This window comes from Burkholderia perseverans (assembly GCF_022870505.1).
In the GTDB taxonomy this organism is placed as follows: Bacteria; Pseudomonadota; Gammaproteobacteria; order Burkholderiales; family Burkholderiaceae; genus Burkholderia; species Burkholderia plantarii.
This window is the reverse complement of record NZ_CP045094.1, coordinates 1897118-1915819: the sequence shown is the minus strand read 5'-3', so window position 1 is coordinate 1915819 and position 18702 is coordinate 1897118. Positions and strand designations below refer to the sequence as shown.

Annotated in this window: 16 protein-coding genes and 2 tRNA genes; 8 read left to right on the top strand and 10 right to left on the bottom strand. The window is 68.3% G+C overall.

Annotated elements, in window-relative coordinates:
• Positions 1-84: 84 nt before the first annotated feature.
• The 3 genes from BpN12_RS23065 to BpN12_RS23055 all read left to right on the top strand — a co-directional run bounded on the left by BpN12_RS23065 (position 85) and on the right by BpN12_RS23055 (position 1034).
• Positions 85-171: transfer RNA gene (locus BpN12_RS23065), tRNA-Leu, on the top strand.
• Positions 172-538: 367 nt separating this feature from the next.
• Positions 539-832 (top strand): hypothetical protein, encoded by a 294-nt coding sequence (locus tag BpN12_RS23060; protein ID WP_246797737.1) that lies wholly within the window; start codon positions 539-541, stop codon positions 830-832.
• Positions 833-947: 115 nt separating this feature from the next.
• Positions 948-1034, top strand: a tRNA-Leu gene (locus BpN12_RS23055).
• A gap of 99 nt (positions 1035-1133) precedes the next feature.
• Here the strand turns inward: BpN12_RS23055 and BpN12_RS23050 are convergent.
• Entirely contained in the window at positions 1134-2855 is a 1722-nt protein-coding gene (locus BpN12_RS23050) for a SulP family inorganic anion transporter (protein WP_246797736.1), read from the bottom strand.
• A 1-nt stretch (position 2856) separates the two neighbouring features.
• Complete coding sequence (locus tag BpN12_RS23045; RefSeq protein ID WP_246797735.1) at positions 2857-3261, bottom strand: ParB-like protein; 405 nt, start codon at positions 3259-3261, stop codon at positions 2857-2859.
• Between the two features lie 327 nt (positions 3262-3588).
• Here BpN12_RS23045 and BpN12_RS23040 point away from each other — a divergent pair, with 327 nt between their 5' ends.
• The 5 genes from BpN12_RS23040 (at position 3589) to hfq (ending at position 9624) form a co-directional block, all read left to right on the top strand.
• Positions 3589-4809, top strand: a complete 1221-nt coding sequence (locus tag BpN12_RS23040) for an MFS transporter (protein WP_246797734.1) — start codon at positions 3589-3591, stop codon at positions 4807-4809.
• Between the two features lie 208 nt (positions 4810-5017).
• Positions 5018-5815, top strand: coding sequence for a TetR/AcrR family transcriptional regulator (locus BpN12_RS23035; protein ID WP_246797733.1), 798 nt, complete (start codon positions 5018-5020; stop codon positions 5813-5815).
• Between the two features lie 176 nt (positions 5816-5991).
• The gene (locus BpN12_RS23030) at positions 5992-7746 is read left to right on the top strand and encodes an AMP-binding protein (RefSeq protein ID WP_246797732.1); all 1755 of its coding nucleotides are present in this window, start codon (positions 5992-5994) and stop codon (positions 7744-7746) included.
• A gap of 32 nt (positions 7747-7778) precedes the next feature.
• Complete coding sequence (locus tag BpN12_RS23025) at positions 7779-8705, top strand: DUF1571 domain-containing protein (protein WP_246797731.1); 927 nt, start codon at positions 7779-7781, stop codon at positions 8703-8705.
• A 343-nt stretch (positions 8706-9048) separates the two neighbouring features.
• Positions 9049-9624 (top strand): RNA chaperone Hfq, encoded by a 576-nt coding sequence (gene hfq, locus BpN12_RS23020; protein ID WP_246797971.1) that lies wholly within the window; start codon positions 9049-9051, stop codon positions 9622-9624.
• 164 nt (positions 9625-9788) lie between these two features.
• On the opposite strand, the gene BpN12_RS23015 is transcribed toward hfq, so the two are convergent.
• The 8 genes from BpN12_RS23015 to BpN12_RS22980 form a co-directional block, all read right to left on the bottom strand.
• Positions 9789-10511 (bottom strand): DUF2968 domain-containing protein, encoded by a 723-nt coding sequence (locus BpN12_RS23015; protein ID WP_246797730.1) that lies wholly within the window; start codon positions 10509-10511, stop codon positions 9789-9791.
• Positions 10512-10564: 53 nt separating this feature from the next.
• On the bottom strand, positions 10565-11956 hold the full coding sequence (locus BpN12_RS23010) for a sigma 54-interacting transcriptional regulator (RefSeq protein WP_246797729.1): 1392 nt from the start codon (positions 11954-11956) through the stop codon (positions 10565-10567).
• A 19-nt stretch (positions 11957-11975) separates the two neighbouring features.
• The gene (locus BpN12_RS23005; RefSeq protein WP_246797728.1) at positions 11976-13841 is read right to left on the bottom strand and encodes a TadG family pilus assembly protein; all 1866 of its coding nucleotides are present in this window, start codon (positions 13839-13841) and stop codon (positions 11976-11978) included.
• Between the two features lie 14 nt (positions 13842-13855).
• The gene (locus tag BpN12_RS23000) at positions 13856-14386 is read right to left on the bottom strand and encodes a DUF3613 domain-containing protein (RefSeq protein WP_246797727.1); all 531 of its coding nucleotides are present in this window, start codon (positions 14384-14386) and stop codon (positions 13856-13858) included.
• A 77-nt stretch (positions 14387-14463) separates the two neighbouring features.
• A complete protein-coding gene (locus BpN12_RS22995; protein WP_425306361.1) occupies positions 14464-15294 on the bottom strand; it encodes a tetratricopeptide repeat protein in 831 nt (276 codons plus the stop codon).
• Between the two features lie 34 nt (positions 15295-15328).
• Positions 15329-16321 carry a type II secretion system F family protein gene (locus tag BpN12_RS22990; RefSeq protein WP_246797726.1) on the bottom strand — a complete coding sequence of 331 codons (993 nt, stop codon included), beginning with the start codon at positions 16319-16321 and terminating at the stop codon, positions 15329-15331.
• A 10-nt stretch (positions 16322-16331) separates the two neighbouring features.
• Positions 16332-17360: a type II secretion system F family protein gene (locus tag BpN12_RS22985; protein ID WP_246797725.1), complete on the bottom strand. Its 1029-nt coding sequence runs from the start codon at positions 17358-17360 to the stop codon at positions 16332-16334.
• Positions 17353-18699 (bottom strand): TadA family conjugal transfer-associated ATPase, encoded by a 1347-nt coding sequence (locus tag BpN12_RS22980; RefSeq protein WP_042624735.1) that lies wholly within the window; start codon positions 18697-18699, stop codon positions 17353-17355. The genes BpN12_RS22985 and BpN12_RS22980 overlap by 8 nt, the downstream gene beginning before the upstream one ends.
• Positions 18700-18702 lie beyond the last annotated feature (3 nt).

Genomic DNA, 18702 nt, shown 5'->3' with positions numbered 1-18702 from the left:
CGCAAACGCGGCCATGATCACAGAAATTGTTGACACATTCTGCTGGCACGCTATAATCGCATTCTTGCTTGATAAGCAGCTTGTGCCCAGGTGGCGGAATTGGTAGACGCACTAGGTTCAGGTCCTAGCGGTGGCAACACCGTGGAGGTTCGAGTCCTCTCCTGGGCACCACAAGTTTAAAAAGGCCGGCTTTCATGCCGGCCTTTTTCATTTTTGCCCAGGAAGCAAAGTGCCTGCGCACTTTGCGCGGGGACTCGAAAGGTTTCGCTTGCCAGCGAAACCGGGGTCGCGCCTGCGTGACCGAGTCCTCTCCTGGTTGGAGTTGAAAAAGCCGGCTTTCCAGGCCGGCTTTTTCATTTGTCGCTCCTCGCGAAGCGACGAAAATCCCCCACGTCCCTCCTCAAAACCCACACGCACCAACTGGCGTAAACACCCCTAAAGTTGGCGTTTGTGCATTTAGCGATTGCGCCTGCCGTCGCTAGACTCCTCCCTGTTGCGCAACACTCCCCATCCTTTCACACATCTGCAGGAGTCGCCCATGAAGGTTCTCGCCATCGGCAACATCGTCAAGCCTGTCACGCAGGAACAACGCAGCACGATCATGCCGCAGGAAGTGCCGGCCACGCTGAAGCTTTACCTCGACGGCAGCATCGAGCAGTTCTGGTATCGCCAGGACAAGCCGGGCGTGGTGTTCCTGATGAACGTCGATTCGCTCGATGCCGCGCGCGCGGCCACGGGTTCGCTACCGCTCGTGGCCGAGGGCATTGCCGAATACGAGTTCATGCCGCTCGGCCCGCTGGCACCGCTCGGCATGCTGATCCAGGGCCATTAATGGGCGGGCGAACGGCGACATCGCCCGCCCGGCACGAACTATCGATTTGTCCCGAAAAAGCATTGACAGGACCGTGGAGAGCTATATAATTGCGGTCTTGCTTGATGCAGCTTGTGCCCAGGTGGCGGAATTGGTAGACGCACTAGGTTCAGGTCCTAGCGGTGGCAACACCGTGGAGGTTCGAGTCCTCTCCTGGGCACCACAAGTTTAAAAAGGCCGGCTTCATGCCGGCCTTTTTCATTTTCCGCCCAGGAAGCAAAGTGCCTGCGCACTTTGCGTGGGGACTCGACAAAGAACAAACCTACCCCGCCAACCTCCCCACCGCATCATCCACGCTCAATTCCGACAGCGCCTCGTCCCTAAGCCCCGCACCACTGGCCCGCCGCAGCACCTCGAGCACCTCCGGCTTCAACCGCACCAGCATCAACCGCCACCCGCGCGCCTCGCACTCGATCGCGAACGTGATCAGCGCCTCGACCGCCGTGCCGTCGAGATCCGGCGACTCCTCGAGACTGAGCACCACCGTCCTCAAGCCCTTCACCCCGTGCGCCAGTCCCCTGACCCGCGCCAGCACGCGCTCCGCGTTCGCGAAAAACAGCTGCCCCTCGGGCCGCACGATCAGCATGCCCGGCACCGGCGTCGCGTCGGCATGATTGCGCACGTCGACGAAATCACGGCTGTCGCGCAACCGACCCAGTTCGCTGAGCTTCGGTTCGGACAGCTTGCGCACGGTCAGCAGCAGGCTCGCCGCGATCGCCGCGAGCAGGCCGTTCAGCACGCCGAGCACGAGCACCGCGAGAATCGCGGCCAGCACCAGCAGCCGGTCGCGATGCCAGCGCCAATACGGCTGAAACACGCCCGGATGCAGCGAATGGCTGACCGCGAAGATCACGATCGCGGCGAGCACCGGCTCCGGTGTGCGCGCCAGTTGCGGCAGCAGCAGCCAGACGATCAGCGCGATCACCACGGCCGCGCAGGCGCCCGCGAGCCGGCTCTGCGCGCCGGCCGCCTCGTTGGCCGAACTCGCCGAATAACCGGCGCCGACCGGCATGCCGTGCAGCAGCCCCGACACCAGGTTCGCGCAGCCGAGCGCGACCAGGTCGCGGTTCGGCGCGATCGGATCGCCGTGCTTCAGCGCGAAATTGCGGATCGAGCCATACGACTCGGCGTAAAGGATCAGCATCAGCGCGAAGCCGAGCTCGACAGTCTGCGTCCAGGCGGTGCGATCGAGCGCCGGCAGCCCGAACGCGAGATGCTGCAGATCGATATGCCCGACCACGGCGATGCCGTGACGCGTCCAGTCGATCCCGTAGCCGGCCGCGATGCCGAGCACGATCACGATCAGCGTGGCCGGCGCGCGCGAACGCCGGCCGAGCGCGAACAGGATCGCGAGCGCCGCGGCGCCGAGCACGACGCTGGCGAGGTTCGTCAGCGGCAGGCCACGCACGAGGTCCAGCACCACATGCGGCGTATCGCTGTGATGCACGGGGACCACGAGGATCTTCGGCAATTGCTTGATCACGATCGTCAACGCGAGTCCGAACGTGAAGCCGCGCAGCACGGGCCGCGCGATGAAGTCCGAGATGCCGCCGAGCCGCGCGGCGCCGGCGATCACGAACAGCAGGCCGGTGGTGGCCACCAGCGCGGCCGCGAGCGCGAGCTGCGCCGCCGCGGTGGTGCTGGTCTCGGACAGCACGGTGGCGGCCAGCACGGCGGCCGACGACGAGGTTGACGAGACGATCGCGAAACGGCTGCTGCCGAGCGCTGCGTAGACCACCAGCCCGACCAGCAGCGCGATCAGGCCGGCCTGCGGCGGCAGGTTCGCGAGCCCGGCATAGGCGACCGCCTCGGGAATCAGCAGCCCGGCGATCGACAGGCCCGCCAGCGCGTCGCGCCAGTTCCGCTCGCCGCGCGGCATCTCGGGCGCGGCGAGCGCCGAGAATTGAGCGGCGTCGCGCGGCACCGCCTCGGGCACCGGTTGGGCGGGCGCTGGCCGGCTCGCGGCACGGTGCGGCTGGCGCATCTCAGGGCCTCGGCTCGAACACGCCGACCCAGCCGGGCAGATAGCGCGCGTCGGGCGCGCGCGCATGGACGAGCGCCGCGTCGAGCGCTTTCGAGACATGCTTGCGCACGGTCGCCGCCAGGATCTTCGTGCGCAGATAGTCGGCCCACAGGAATTCGCTGAACGGCGTGGCGTCCTTCGCATAGCCGCCGGCCGTGCGCAGCTCGCCCGCCAGGCTCCGATACGGGTCGTCGCTCAGTTCGGTCAGTGCGGGAGGCAGGCGGTCGTAATCGCGGCGCGCCGCCTTGCCGAGCGATTTCCAGTGCTCACGCTTGGCCTTCACCTCGCGATAGCCGACGGTCATCGGCGTCGGCCGCAGGCTTGCGAGGCGGGCGGGGATCAGGCGGACGTCGCGGCCGGGCGCCATGGTCGTGCTCCGGTGAAAAGATCCGCCACGATAACCCACCGCGAGCGCGCCGTGCGAACCGGCATGCATGCCTCGCCCTCATCCGGCCGCGATAACAATTTACAGAATCAAAAATCGATTCATTCAATATCGATACGTTTCTTTCAAAACATATTCAAACCTGTTCATATTCCCGTTCAATACTGTTTTTTATCTAGGGATTAATCCCGATCCGTGAACGGAAAGCGGACGCGGAAACAATTCCCCGGCGTACACTGAATCCGCCGTGTGCCCCGCCGGGCGGCCCTCGCCGCCCTCCGCGCCAACCCCACCAAGGAGACCTCCGCCATGAGCTGGACCCGGGAACAGAGAAACGTGACGATCGCCGCCTATTTAGGCTGGACCCTCGACGCATTCGACTTCTTTCTGATGGTATTCGTGCTGAAAGACATCGCGGCGGAATTCCATACCAAGATCCCGGCGGTCGCCTTCGCGGTAACCCTGACGCTGGCCATGCGGCCGCTCGGTGCGCTGATCTTCGGCCGGCTCGCCGACCGCTTCGGCCGCCGTCCCACGCTGATGATCAACATCGCCATCTACTCGCTGCTCGAACTCGCCTCCGGCTTCGCGCCGAGCCTCGCCGCGCTGCTCGTGATGCGCGCGCTGTTCGGCATCGCGATGGGCGGCGAATGGGGCGTGGGCTCCGCGCTGACGATGGAAACGGTGCCGCCCCAGTCGCGCGGGATCGTCTCGGGGCTGCTGCAGGCCGGCTATCCGAGCGGCTATCTGCTCGCCTCGGTGGTGTTCGGCGTGCTCTATCAGTACATCGGCTGGCGCGGGATGTTCATGATCGGCGTGCTGCCCGCGCTGCTGGTGCTCTACGTGCGCTCGCACGTACCCGAATCGCCGGCCTGGAAGCAGATGGAGAAGCGCCCGCGCCCGAGCCTGGTGGCCACGCTGCGGCAGAACTGGAAGCTGTCGATCTACGCGGTGGTGCTGATGACGGCATTCAACTTCTTTTCGCACGGCACGCAGGATCTGTATCCGACCTTCCTGCGCGAACAGCATCACTTCGATCCGCACACCGTGTCGTGGATCACGATCGTGCTGAACATCGGCGCGATCGTCGGCGGCCTCGCGTTCGGATCGCTTTCCGAAAAGATCGGCCGGCGCCGCGCGATCTTCATCGCCGCGCTGATCGCGCTGCCGGTGCTGCCGCTGTGGGCATTCTCGACCGGCGCCGTGGCGCTGGCCGCCGGTGCGTTCCTGATGCAGATCTCGGTGCAGGGCGCGTGGGGCGTGATCCCGGTCCACCTGAACGAGATCTCGCCGGACGAGATCCGCGCGACCTTCCCCGGCTTCGTCTACCAGCTCGGCAACCTGCTCGCCTCGGGCAACGCGACGATGCAGGCGCAACTGGCCGTCGACCACGGCAACGACTACGGCCATGCGCTCGCGCTGGTGGCCGGCGTGGTGGCGGTGGTGATCGCTTCGCTGATCCTGTTCAGCCGCGAACGGCGCGGCATCGACATGACGCAGAGCGCCGCGCAGGTCTCGGCGGCCCGCTAGCGCGCACGCAGCGCATCATCGCGTGAAGCGCGCCACGCCGCGCTTCACGCGAAACGATGCTGCAATGCACATCGCCTCTAGAGGAATCCGCCCACAAACAACGCTTGCCGCCCGCCCCCGCGCTTTTTTATCTTAATAAAAACGCTTGTTTCAATTACAGATTTGAATCGCTCGTTCGGTAACCGAAACAGCGATCATGGGAGGCGACATGGCGGTTCGGCAAGCCAGCCGGCAAACCGGCGGCACGAAGGCGCGCATTCTCGACGCGGCGGAAGACCTGTTCGTCGAACACGGCTTCGAAGCCATGTCGATGCGACAGATCACGTCGCGCGCCGCGGTGAATCTGGCGGCGGTCAATTACCACTTCGGCAGCAAGGAAGCGCTGATCCACGCGATGCTGTCGCGCCGCCTCGATCAGCTGAACGACGAACGGCTGCGCATCCTCGACCGCTTCGAGGCGCAGCTCGGCGAAGGCATCACCTGCGAGCACGTGCTCGGCGCGATGTTCATCCCGGCGCTGCAGGCCTCGCGTGATCCGCAGCGCGGCGGCCGCGCGTTCCTGCGCCTGATCGGCCGCGCCTATACCGATCCGTCCACCTTCGTGCGCAGCTTCCTGGCCGCGCACTACGCGAGCGTGGCCGGCCGCTTCTTCGAGGCGTTCCAGCGCGCGCTGCCGCAGCTGCCGCGCACCGAGCTGGGCTGGCGCCTGCACTATGCGATCGGCGCGCTGTCGGGTGCGCTCGCGGGCGCCGAGACCGACAGCCTGCTCGACGATTTCTCGCAGGGCCGCACCATGAATGACGTGCAGATGATCGCGCGGCTGTCCTCGCTGATCGTTGCCGCGCTGAAGGCGCCGATGCCGGACGCGGCGCAGATGTCGATCTTCGCGGCCGTGCTCGACGACGCGCAGCGCGGCAGCACCGCACCGCCGAACGGCGGCGAGCTGCCGGCGGGGCCGTTCGGCGCCGCGGCCGGCACGCGGCTGCATGCGCGGCACGCGTCCTGAGCCGCGAGCCACGCACGAACCGCCGACACCGCAGGCACCGCACCCGCATTCGCATCCGGCACGCCGGACCCAGCAACGGCACGCCCCCTGCACCGGATACACCGCGCGCCACGCGCGGCGGCACCGCTCGCGCACGAGCGGCCGGCCGCCTGACATCACGACTCTGGAGACAAGCGATGAACGCCTCCGCTGCTTCGCTCGGCACGCCGGTGCCGAACACCGACGGCATCTGGTTCCCCTCCTATCCGCGCGGTGTCCCGCACGAGATCGACATCACGCAGTACAGCTCGCTGGTCGAATACTTCGATGAGTGCACGACACGCTTCGCCGAGCGCGTCGCCTATGTCAGCGCCGGCTCGAATCTGAGCTATGCCGCGCTCGCGCGCAAGGCCGAGGCGTTCGCGGCCTACCTGCAGCACTCGCTCGGCGTGAAGCCGGGCGACCGTGTCGCGATCATGCTGCCGAACTCGTTCCAGTATCCGGTCACGCTGTTCGGCACGCTGAAGGCCGGCGCGGTGGTGGTCAACGTCAATCCGCTCTACACCGCGCGCGAACTCGCGCATCAGCTGAAGGACAGCGGCGCGCAGACCATCGTCGTGTTCGAGAACTTCGCGCGCACGCTCGAGGAGGCGCTGCCCGGGACCGCGGTGCGCAACGTGGTGGTGACCGCGCTCGGCGACCTGCTCGGCGAGGGCTTCAACGCGAAGGGCCGGCTCGTCAATTTCGTGCTCAAGCGCGTGAAGAAGCTCGTGCCGCCCTACCGCCTGCCGCAGGCGGTGCGGCTGCGCGCGGCGCTGGCCGCCGGCGCCCGCTCGCGCGCCACGCCCGTCACGCTCACGCGCGCCGACCTCGCGTTCCTGCAATACACGGGCGGCACCACCGGCGTGGCGAAGGGCGCGATGCTCACGCACGGCAACCTGATCGCGAACCTGCTGCAGGCCAAGGCCTGGATCGCCGACCAGATGTCGGACGAGATCGAGACCGTGCTCACGCCGCTGCCGCTCTATCACATCTATTCGCTGACCGTGAACGCGCTGATCTTCATGGGACTGGGCGGACGCAACATCCTGATCGCGAACCCGCGCGACACGACGATGATGATGAAGATACTCCGCAACGAGACCTTCACCGGCATCACCGGCATCAACACGCTCTACAACGCGTTTCTCGACAACGCCGAATTCCGCGCCCGCGATTTCTCGAAGCTGAAGCTCGCGATGGCGGGCGGCATGGCGATGCAGCGCGCGGTCGCCGAGCGCTTCAAGGAGGTCACCGGCCAGCCGGTGGTGGAAGGCTACGGGCTCACCGAATGCTCGCCGATCGTGACGATGAATCCGGTCGACCTGAACGACATGCACGACTTCAGCGGCTCGATCGGCCTGCCGGCGCCGTCCACCGTGGTGCGCTTCCGGCGCGAGGACGGCACCTGGGCCGCGATCGGCGAGCCCGGCGAGCTCTGCGTGCGCGGCCCGCAGGTGATGCTCGGCTACTGGCAGCGCCCCGACGAGACCGCCAAGGTGCTCGACCGCGACGGCTGGCTCGCCACCGGCGACATCGGCGTGATGGACGAGCGCGGCTTCGTGCGGCTGATCGATCGCAAGAAGGACATGATCCTGGTATCGGGTTTCAACGTGTATCCGAACGAGATCGAGGAAGTGCTGGTGATGCATCCCGGCATCAGCGAGGCCGCCGCGATCGGCGTGCCCGACACGGCGCACGGCGAGCGGATCAAGGCCTTCGTGGTGCGACGCGACCCGGCGCTCACGGTCGACGAGGTGCTCGCGCACTGCCGCAAGAACCTGACGGGCTACAAGATGCCAAAGGCAGTGGAGTTTCGCGAGGCGCTGCCGCAAACCAATGTCGGCAAGATCCTGCGCCGCGCGCTGCGCGACGAGGAACTCGCGAAGCTCAAGCAGCCGGCGCAACCGTGATCCGGCATTCCCGACGTTTCCAGGAGAGTTGCATGCGTTCGAGTTTCACCCCGCGCCCGTTGCGCCGCTTCGCGCTGCCGTTGACGATCGCCGCCGCGAGCGTGGTTGCCGCCACCGCGTTCGCCCCCGTGGCCCGCGCCCAGACCGCGGCGGACACGGCGCCCGCCGCTGCGCTGCCGCCCGAACTCGCGCGCGTCACCCGGCAGGACGTCGCGCAACAGGCCGCGTGGCTCAAGGCGGCCGCGCGCGACGGCACGCTCGAGAAGCTCGACGACGCGACGCTGACCGCCCTGTTCAGCGCGCTCGATCCGATGACGGTGCCGGCCTACATCGCGGCCGGCCCGAACGGCTATCCCGCGTATGAATTCACGATGACACGCCAGGAGCGGATCGGCGACAGCTGGGCCGACAAGCCCGACCACATGCTCGTGAAGATGACGCGCGAGCCGCTGCGGATCTACGCGAAATGGCTGCCGGGCGGCCCGCACGCGGGCCAGGAGGCGATCTACGACGAGACCAAGCGCAAGGACGAGATGTACGGCCACCTCGGCGGCCTGCTCGGCAAGTTTCCGCTGTGGACCGCGATCGACGGCAGGCTCGCGCGCGCGCAGTCGAACCATACGATCCGCGACCTCGGCACCGAATTCGTGGCGGAGCAATACCTGAGCGAAGGCAAGAAATACGCGGCGGCCGGCGTCAGCAAGCCGACCCACGTCGAGGCGAAGACGATCGACGGCGTGCGCGTGGTGGCGCTGACCTACGAAACCCCGACCGGCCGCCCGCAGTTCTACGCGAAAAAGGAAACGCTCGGCCTGGACCTGCGCCACCCCTATTTCCGGACGGTCGAGTCCTACGGCAACGACGGCAGGATCTTCGAGCGGATCGTGTTCGAGACGATCACGCCGAAAAGCTTCGACGACGCCACGTTCGACCCGAAGAACCCCGACTATAAATATTGAGCGGCGCGCCCGGGTCGGCCGCCGGAGGGCGGCGCGCCGGCCCCGGCGCCCCGACCGCCGGTCCGCGCCAGCACAATGGCGCGACAAAATGACCAATTTCCTTTCGCCGCCGCCGCGCCAGCCCCGCTTCGCCGGGGGCGGCACCCGCGCTCCACGGGCCGTCCAGGCCATTCGGCCGATCACACTTCGCGCGCCGAACGTCTATAGTGGGTAACGGTTGGACACAAACGTCCCCGCACGCATCTCATATGAACAGGGTAGAATCCCGCACAAGCGCTCCGCAGACAGCGCGGCGCGCAACCATGCAAAACCCTCATCTGACGCCGGCTCAAGCCGCTTCTCAATGGCCAATCCTGCAGAATCCCATCCGCAAAACGACTTCATCAACGCCGCTCGCAAGGAACGCAAGCGCGTCGAAATCTACCTCGTCAACGGCATCCGCCTGACGGGCTGTATCGAGTCGTTCGATCAGTACCTGGTGATGCTGCGCACGCCCGTCGGTTTGCAAGGCATCTACAAACGCGCGATCTCCACGATCCAGCTCGACATGGGCGGCTCGCGGCCCGGTGGCGGCCGCGGCGGCCCCCGCACGGGCGGCGGTGGCGGTCACGGCGGCGGCCGGCCGCCGCGCGAAGGCGGCGGTCACAACCCCTACGGCTCGCATGGCGGCCCGCGCGAATCGCGCGGCGAAAGCCGTGGTGAAGGCCGCAGCGAAGGCTACACACCGCGTGAACCCCGCGAACCGCGCGAGCCGCGTGAATACAGCGCGCCGCGTGAATACAGCGGCTCGCGCGACTATCACGCGCCACGCGAATCGCATGAAGGCGTCTCGACGCCGCCCGAGCGCTCCGGCAACAGCCCGGTGATCGTCACGCGCCGCCGGCGCCCGCTCGGCCCTACCGGCGGCAACAACGAGTAAACGTGAAACGGGCAAGCTGCAAGGCTTGCCCGTCTTGTTTCTTCGTTTCACGTCTCCGCTGCATTCCGGCCAGGATCCCCCGCGGCCACCCTCCCGCCAGTTTTCCCGTCCAGCCAGCCGGCCTGGCATCCGCTCGATCGGCGCATGCCAGGCCGCGAGCCGTCCTAGCGGTTGCCCGGCAGCCCGGCGTCGGCCTGGCGCTGCAGCGACCGGACCTGCATCTGCAGCTGACGCAACTGCGCCTGCAGCGCGTCGCGCTGGGCCTGCAGTGCCGCCGCTTCGGTGCGGGTGGCCTTCTGGCGATTGTTGACGGCGGCCTGCTGCTCGCGCGCGACCTGCAGGTCGGCCTGCAGGCGGCTCGCGCGCTCCTGCACGACGGCGATCTGCTTGTCCGTCTGCGCCTTCTGGGCCTCGAGCCGCGTTGCCTGCAATTCCGAGGTGGCGAGCGATTCGGCCTGCTTCGAGAAGTCGTGGAACACCGCTTCGGCACGCGCCTCGTTGCTGGTCTTGACCACGCGCCAGAACGCCTTCTGCTGGAACAGCGCCACGTAGTAGGTGGCGTTCTGGATGCTGAACAGCAGGCTCGCGCCGTAGCTGCCGTTGTAGGCGGTGCGCATCTCGGTCAGCGAATGCGACTGGATCAGCTGCTGCAACTCGTCGATCGTGCTCTGCGCGGTGGCGCCGCCCGCCGGCGCCTGGGCGGCCGGCGTGGTCGGCGGCAACGCACCGACGGCGGCTGGCGCCGCGTTCACCACGCCGCCCGACGCGGCGACGGGCGCCGCCGCGTCGTCACTGCCGGCCAGCCCCTGCGCCAATGCAACCTGTAGTCCCCCCGCCATCATCAAACCTGCAACAAATGTGCGCCCCAAAACCCGTTTATGACTCATGTAGAGATTCCTGCACAGATTTAGTTGTATTTCTGACCGCAATCCAGCCATTATCACTCACTTTCGCGCGCCTCGGGCTCTTCGTCAAAAATCTGGTACTTGCGCATCTTTTCCCACAGGACCTTCCGACTGATACCGAGATGCTGCGCGGTATCCTGGCGGCGCCAACCGTTTGCGTCAAGTGCCGCGATCACTCGATTGCGTTCGGTCATGTCCCACTTGCTGCGGTCGACGTAGACTTCGGCCGCGCTTTCGGCCGGCACCGGCTGCACGGCGCGCGCGTGGGAGATCAGCCGCTGCAGCCGCGCGGCGTCCCAGGCCCCGGTCTGGCGCACCGTCACGCCGACCCGCTCGGCCAGATTGCGCAGCTCGCGCACGTTGCCGGGGAAGTAGGTGTCGGCCACCGCGTCGGCGAGCCAGTACGGCAGGTCCGGCAGCGTGCCGAGCCGGTCGTCGCCCACCACCTCGGCGACGAACGACTTGAACAGCGCGATCTTGTCGACGGCGCCGCGCTCCTCCAGCGACGGGATGCCGAGCTCGATCACCGCAAGCCGATAGTAGAGGTCGGCGCGGAACGTGCCCTCCTTCACGAGCTGCGGCAGCTTCTTGTTGCTGGCCGCGACGAGCCGGAAATCGACCTTGAGCGGCGCGCTGGCGCCGACCCGCAGCACCGTGCCGTCCTCCAGCACGCGCAACAGCTTCACCTGCTGGTAGAGCGGCAGGTCGCCGACCTCGTCGAGGAACAGCGTGCCGCCGGCCGCCTGTTCGAAGTAGCCCTTGTGCGCGACCACCGCCCCCGTGAACGAGCCCTTCGCGTGGCCGAAGAACAGCGACTCGAACAGGCCGTCCGGAATCGCGCCGCAGTTGACCGGCACGAATTCGCCGTGCCGGTAGCGCGAGTGCTTCTCGTGCAGCAGCTGCGCGATGCGCTCCTTGCCCACGCCGGTCTCGCCGTGCAGCAGCACGTTGGTATCGCAGTCGGCGAACGTGTCCACCTCCTGCAGGAGCGCCTGCATCGGCTCGGAATGCGCGACCAGCATGGCCGGCGCCGACGTCTTCGCGGCGTGCGCGCGCAACTGCGCGACCAGCTTCGTCACGAGGCCGCGCAGCTCCGCGCAGGTGAAGTCGAGCGGCAGGATGTGCGAGTACTCGGGCGGATACGAGGTGGCGTCCGCACCGCCGCGCGCGGCGCCGACCCACACCACCGGCATGCCGATGTTGGCCTGCCACTCCGACAGGAAGGCCGCGCCGCTCTCGATCATGCTGATGCTGATGATCGCGAGCGACGGCCGCGCGGCGGCCCGCTCGGGCGACAGCGCGACGTTGTCGGCACGGATCACCTCGACGTCGAAGCTGGCCATGCAGCGCGCGACGCGATCGACGATGTCCGCCTTGCCTTCCCAGACGTACAGGTCGAGTCCCTCGATTGCAGGTGTATTTCTCATCGGATACCAGTCAGTGCATTCAGTAGACCGTTTGCGCGACCCCGCAATTCAGCGAGATCTGATGAACGGTGGCCGCCCCGACCTGCACCCCGAGCAGGTTCAGCAGCGGAACGATGACGGCGTCGAGCGAGCTCAGCAGCGGGCTCAGCGCGCTGGTCAGGATGCCGAGCACGGTCGAGACGAAATTCCCCGGCACGCTGACGACGGACGCGCCAAACAGCGTCACGTTCGGCGAGATCTTCGCGCCGGACAGCTGCGTGAGCGCGTTGGCCAGCGTCGAGCCGAGCGCATTCGAGTTGACCGTCCAGTAATTGGCGTCGAGCCCCGCCACGCCGCTGAACACATGGGTGGCCTTGGCGCCCTGCACCTGCACCGAAACGTTCGCCAGCGACACCGTCAGCTGCGCGATATTGACTAAATTCAGCAGCGAAAGCTTGGCATTGACGATCTGCGCGGGACTCGTGCAGCTGTACGACGACGACAGGTTGATCAGCCCCTTCGCATTCAGCGGCGGCGTGCCGATGCAGAGATTGGCGATGCCCGGCGTGGCCGTGATGGTCGCCGTGCTCGCCTGCGGGGTCTGCGCGCACTGGGTCGATTCGAGCACCGCGGTGCCGGTGCCGACCTGGATGTAGACCGGCAGCATGACGTTGACGTTGACGCCGACCAATTGCAGCAGCGGGCCCAGGATCGGCAGCGTCTGGGTGCCGAGATCGACCACCAGGTAGATGCCGACCGCGGCCGTCGAGGCCTGGGTGCGCCAGTTGCCGCTGGCGTCCTTGCCGCCCTCGCCGACGGCGATCGACGGCGGGCTGATGATCTGCACCTGCAACTGCGTGCCGGCCAGGCCGCCAAGCGCGAGCGCCGGCATGTTGAGGGCCACGGCGTTGCCGGAATTGGCGATCTCGGCGCCCACCATCACCAGATCGAGCAGGTTGACCTGGGCGTCGGCGGCCGACTTGGTGTTGGCCAGCGCCACGTTGAGCACGCCGTTCGGGCCGCCGAGGTTGATGTTCGCGGAATTCAGGTTGGCCGAGCCGAGCGCCTGCAGCGCGCCGATGGCCGCCTGCAGGTTCGCGTTGACCACGCTGGTCTGGCTCGCCGCGCTCGCCACCACGCTCAGAAACTTGCTCAGCGACAGCTTCGCGGCCAGCAGCTGGTCGATCGTGCCCGCCTGGGCCGCCAGCGCGAGATCGCCGAGCTTGATGCTGGTGCAGGCCAGCGCCTGGTAAGACACGAGGCTCAGGTTCAAGCCCGACTTGGCGCCGAGCAGCGCGCCGAGCAGCCCGTTGACGAGGCCCGGGTTCGCGCTCGACGAGGCCGGCGTGCCCGCGCAACTCGTGCCGCCCAGCTGCGCGAGCGTGGCGCCCACCGAGAACGCGTCGATCGCGGTCGCGCGCGAGGTCGACATCGCGTACACCGTGCGGGTCGGCCCGAGGAAGAAGTACGGCACCTGGCGCGACACCGCCACCTGCACCGCGTTCAACTGCACGGCCGGGCTCGACGCGCCGGGGTTCGGGACCGGCACGTAATAGCTCGGCGCGGGATTAATGGTCGGGTCCCAGCGGCCGCAGCCGATCGAGATGGTGTCGCCGGCGCTCGCGTCGAGGCCGTTGTTGGTCGCGCTCTGCTTCGCGCTGACGGGCGCCTGCGTGCAGGTGGTGTCGAGCCGCTGCACGCCGGCGAGCGCCGCCATGTCGGCGATGCGTTGCAGATCGCGGCGCTGGAAGAACACGTTGCCGATATCGAGCATGCCGAGGATCGCGATCATGACCGTCATGAAAATGATCGTCATCATTGCGAACGCGCCGCGCTCGCGGCGCCGTCCGGCGATCGCGCCAGCGTGGATCGGCTGGCGCGGGCGGCGCGTCTGGACGGGTTTCATGATCGCCTCGACCGTTATTGCGACTGCAGATCGCCTCCGCCGGACGAACCGCCGCCCGACGAACGCTGGACCGACGTGAACCAGGTCGGAATCGGCTTGGCAAACGACTGCAGGTAGCGCTGATACGCGGACGATGCCGCCGCGCCTTCGAACGGATGCGCCTCGGGGGACGCCGCGCGGTTGCTGCGCTGGAGGTCGAGCCAGGCCGTCGTCGCCGGCCCGACCACCGACGGGCGATGCATGACCAGCGGCGGCTGGGCCACGGCCACCGGCCGCGGAGGGGCCACAGCGGCCTGCGGCGGCGCCTCCGCAGCCGGAGCCTGCGCCTGTGCCGGCGAAAGCGGCCGGACCACCGGCAGCGGCTGAGGCGCCGCCTGCACCTGCTGCACCTGCTGCACCTGCTGCACGGCCGGCGATGCCTCGGCCGGCGCCTGCAGCTGCGCGCCCGAGATCGGCTGCAACTGCTGCTGCAACTGCGCGAGCGCCGGATCCGCGGCCTGCTGGGCGAATCCGGCCGGCACCGGACCGACCAGGGCGGCCAGCACCACCCACGCGGCAGGACGGATGGGCGGGCGCGGGCGCCAGGATTGGGAATGTCGCATCGTCGGCTCCGTGTCGTGGGTCATTTTTGCGAGAAGCGCTGCAACAGCGGCGCGGCCAGGTCGAAGCCTTCGTTGCTCGCGATCGGCGCGGCGCCGGGGCCTGCCGGCCCCGGCGGCACCACGGTCAGCTGCCGCGTGCGCTGCGCGGCCGTGATCCGGGCCGCGTCGTCGCGAATCTCGGCGCGCACCTGCGGCGTCAGGCGCTGCTGGTCCATCAGGCCCTGCGCGTGCTCCGGATGCCCGCTCGCCATCAGGAACAGCGCGACGTTGCTCATGATCCGCGGGTTGCGGTGATCGAGTTCGGCGGCCTTCAGCAGCGGCACGCGCGCGCCGCCCGGATCGCCGGCCCGCATCCGCGCGTAGGCGAGATCCGAGAGCGCCGCGGCGTCGGTCGGCGCGAGCAGCGTGGCCTGTTCCAGCAGCTTCGCGGCGCGCGTGAAATCGCCGCGCGCGCCCGCGATCAGGCCGATGCCGCGATAGCCGCGCGCCGCCAGCGGCGTGTTCAGCAGTTGCGTATAGGCCTGCTCGCTCGCATCGAGCTGCGAGGTGGCGCGCAGCGCGTCGGCGCGCAGCAGCCGGGTGTCGGGCGTGGCGCCGTACTGCTTCTCGTATTCGTCGATATGCGCGAGCGAGGCGTAATAGAGCCCCTGCTGCTGCATGCGGTCGATCAGGCCCAGATACATGCCCGGCGTGTCGGGCGGGTCGACCTTGTCCGCCGCGGCCTGGATCATCGCGGCCCGTTCGGCCTGCGCGCCGACCCCGTAGTTCGCATCCTTGAACAGCGAGCAGCCGCTCGCCAGCCCGGCGACGAGCATGCCGGCCAGCACGGTGCGTCCCTTCGATCGTTTCATCTCGCTGCGCTCCTCTTCATAGTGTCGCCCGCCGTCAGCGCTTCATGTTCGCGAGCGCGAACACCACGGTCATGATCCCCGGCCCGGCCGTCACGATCAGCAGCGCCGGCAGCAGCGTGACGATCATCACGCCGGTCATCTTCACGGTCAGCCGGCCGATCCGCTCGCGCAGGGTGGCGCGGCGCCCGTCGCGCAGCCGGTCGCCGAACAGCCGCAGCGGCTCCTGCACCGCGCCGCCGTGCTTGTCCACCTGGATCAGCAGCCGCACGATCGAGCGCAGGTCCTCGTTGTCGAAGCTGCTGGTCAGGCGCGCCAGCGACTGCTCGCGCGTGCGCCCCGCCGCGAACTGCCGCTGCGCGACGCCCAGCTCCCACGACAGCACCGGCAGCATGGTGGTGAAGTCGTGCGTGATCACCTGCATGCTCTGGTCAAGCGACAAGCCGACGCCCTGCAGCAGGCGCAGCATGTCGACGAACAGCGGCATCTCGTCGGCCACGCTCTCGCGGCGCGCCGCCGCGCGGCGGCGCACGTAGATCTTCGGCAGCATGAAGCCGGCCGCGAGCGCGAGGAACAGCCCGAACAGCCATTTGCCGGCCCCGCCGTGCGCGACGAACGGCAGGATCGCGAGCGGCAGCCCGATCGCGCAGGCCAGCCGCGCCACCAGGAACAGGCCGCGCGAGCGCGCCTCCACGTAGCCGCACTGCTCGAGCAGCTGGCGATCTTCGTCGGCCACCAGCTGCTTGCCGAGGCTGGTGTCGAGCCAGCGCATGCCGATCCGCTCGGCCTGCGCGCGCCACGCCGCGAAGCCGGCCGGCCGCGCCTCGGCCGGCTTGAGCTCGGCCGCCTGGGCCTGCCCGGCGCGCGCGGCCGCGGCGCGGCTCGCCGCCAGACGCTGGTCGAGCGCGGTCGCGAGCGTGCGCTCGCTGCGCTGCAGGAGCAAGGCGCGCACGATCGCCACGCCGGCCAGCAGCAGCACGCCGATCGCCCCCAAGCCCAGCGCCATCGCGCCCAGGTGATGTGCCTCCATTACGCCTCCCCTACCTGAGCCGCGCCATCCGGTACAGCAGATAGCCGCCGAGCATCTGCAGGCCGAACGCCACGTACAGCACGAGACGGCCGGACTCGTTGATCCACATCGCCGTGAAATACTGCGGATTGGTCGACACCACGAAGCTGCCGACCGCAATCGGCAGCAGGCCGAGCACCCAGGCCGACAGGCGCGTCTCCGCCGACATTGCGTGCAGTTCGCGCTCGGCCTGCTCCAGATCGCGCATGAAGGTCGCCATGCGTTCCAGCATCACGTCGGCGCGCCCGCCGTACTTGACCGACAGGCGCAACACCGAGCCCACCAGCTCGAATTCGCGCACGCGGTATTCCCTGGCGATATGCAACATCGCGCGATCGATCTCCACGCCGGTGCGCAGCATCCTCGACACCTGGTCGAGGCAGCGGCGCAGCGGCATCTCGGTGGTGCCGAGCGCGCCCTGGAACGCGGCCGGCACGCTGTTGCCAAGCGTCACGAGCCGCACCACGCCGTCGAGGAACGACGGCAGTTGCTGGACGATCTTCAGGCGCCGCGCCGAAATCCGCCGCAGCACCCACAGGCAGACCAGCGCCGCGCCGCCGAGCAGCGCCGCGCCGGCCGCCACCAGACCGCCGCGCGCGCCGGCTGCCAGCATCGCCAGCAGCACCAGCCCGGCCAGCACGTAGAGCAGGCCCCGGACCTCGTCGAGGCCGGCGCGATCGCTGATGCCGAGCCACCACGCCTGGGCCTTGGCGCGCCACGCCGCGAGGCCCGCGGCGGCCGTCGTCGGCTTGCTCGCCTGCCCGGCCGGCTGGCCCGCGGCCGCAGCCTTCTGGCGCGCGGACGCGCTACCGGCACCGCCCGCCGCGCCACCCGCCGCCGCGGCCGGCATGGCCACCTTCGCCCCCGCCTCCAGGCGGCTGTCGAAGAAGCGCCGCGTGTGGGCACTCTGCTCGCGCAACTGGCTGCCGCGCCACAGCATCACGCCGGCCGCGGCCAGCAGCAGCGCGAACGACAGCGCCCACAGCACGCCGCTAGACATTGAAGCCTCCGCCGCGGCCGAAGCCGTCCATGCCACCGCCCAGGTTGCCGATCAGCACGCTGCGAAAGCGCGCGAGCTTCGGCGAATGCGGATGGATGCCGAGCGACTCCCAGTGATCGATCTCCTCGCCCTCGGGCGTCACGCGCGCGTCGTAGCGATAGAGCTCCTGGGTCGCGACGATGTTGTCCGACATGCCGGTCACCTCGGTGATCGACAGGATCCGGCGGCGCCCGTTGGAGAGCCGCCCGATCTGCACGATGAAGTCGATCGCGTTCGAGATCTGGCGGCGCAGGCTCGATTCGGTGCCCTGGAAGCCGGCGAAGCCGGCCAGCATCTCCAGCCGGTACAGGCATTCGCGCGGCGAGCTCGCGTGGATCGTGCCCATCGAGCCGTCGTGGCCGGTGTTCATCGCCTGCAGCATTTCCAGCACCTCGCCGCCGCGCACTTCGCCGACGATGATGCGGTCCGGGCGCATCCGCAGCGTGTTGCGCAGCAGGTCGCGGATGGTCACCACGCCGGTGCCGTCGAAGCCGCCCGGGCGGCTCTCGAGCCGCACCACGTGCGGATGGTTCAGCGACAGCTCGGCGGTGTCCTCGATGGTCACCACGCGTTCGTTCTCGGGTACGTGGAACGCCAGCGCGTTGAGCAGCGAAGTCTTGCCCGAACTCGTGCCGCCCGACACCAGGATGTTGCAGCGCGCCTCCACGGCGGCCTCCAGCAGCGTGCTGATCTCGTCGTTGTAGGTACTGTTCTCGAGCAGGTCCGACGGCTTCAGCGGGTCCTTGCGGAACTTGCGGATCGACACCACCGGCCCGTCGAGCGAGAGCGGCTCGATCACCACGTTCACGCGTCCGCCGTCGGGCAGCCGCGCGTCGACCATCGGGTTCGATTCGTCGAGCCGGCGCCCGACCGGCGCCAGGATCCGCCGCACGATGCGCAGCAGGTGCGCGTTGTCGGTGAAGCGGATCGGCAGCTTGGCGAGGATCCCGCGGCGCGACACGTAGATGTCGTTGTAGCCGTTGATCAGGATGTCCTCCACCAGCGGATCGCCGAGCAAGTCCTCGATCGGCCCGAAGCCGGCCAGCTCCTTGGTCAGCGCCTCGGCAATCTCGCGCACCTCGCTCTCGTTGAGCGGAATCCGGCGCAGCCGCACGAAGCTGTCGATCTCCAGATCGACGAACTGGTTGATCGCCTGCCGCGACCAGCGCCCGAACTCCGAACCGAGTTCCTCGATGCGGTTCAGCAGATGCTCGTGCGCGGCGTCCTTGATGTCGTGGAACTGCTGCGACTGCGAGAACGGCGCGGCGCCGTCGGCGAATTGGATGTCGTCGTGTGCCATCGC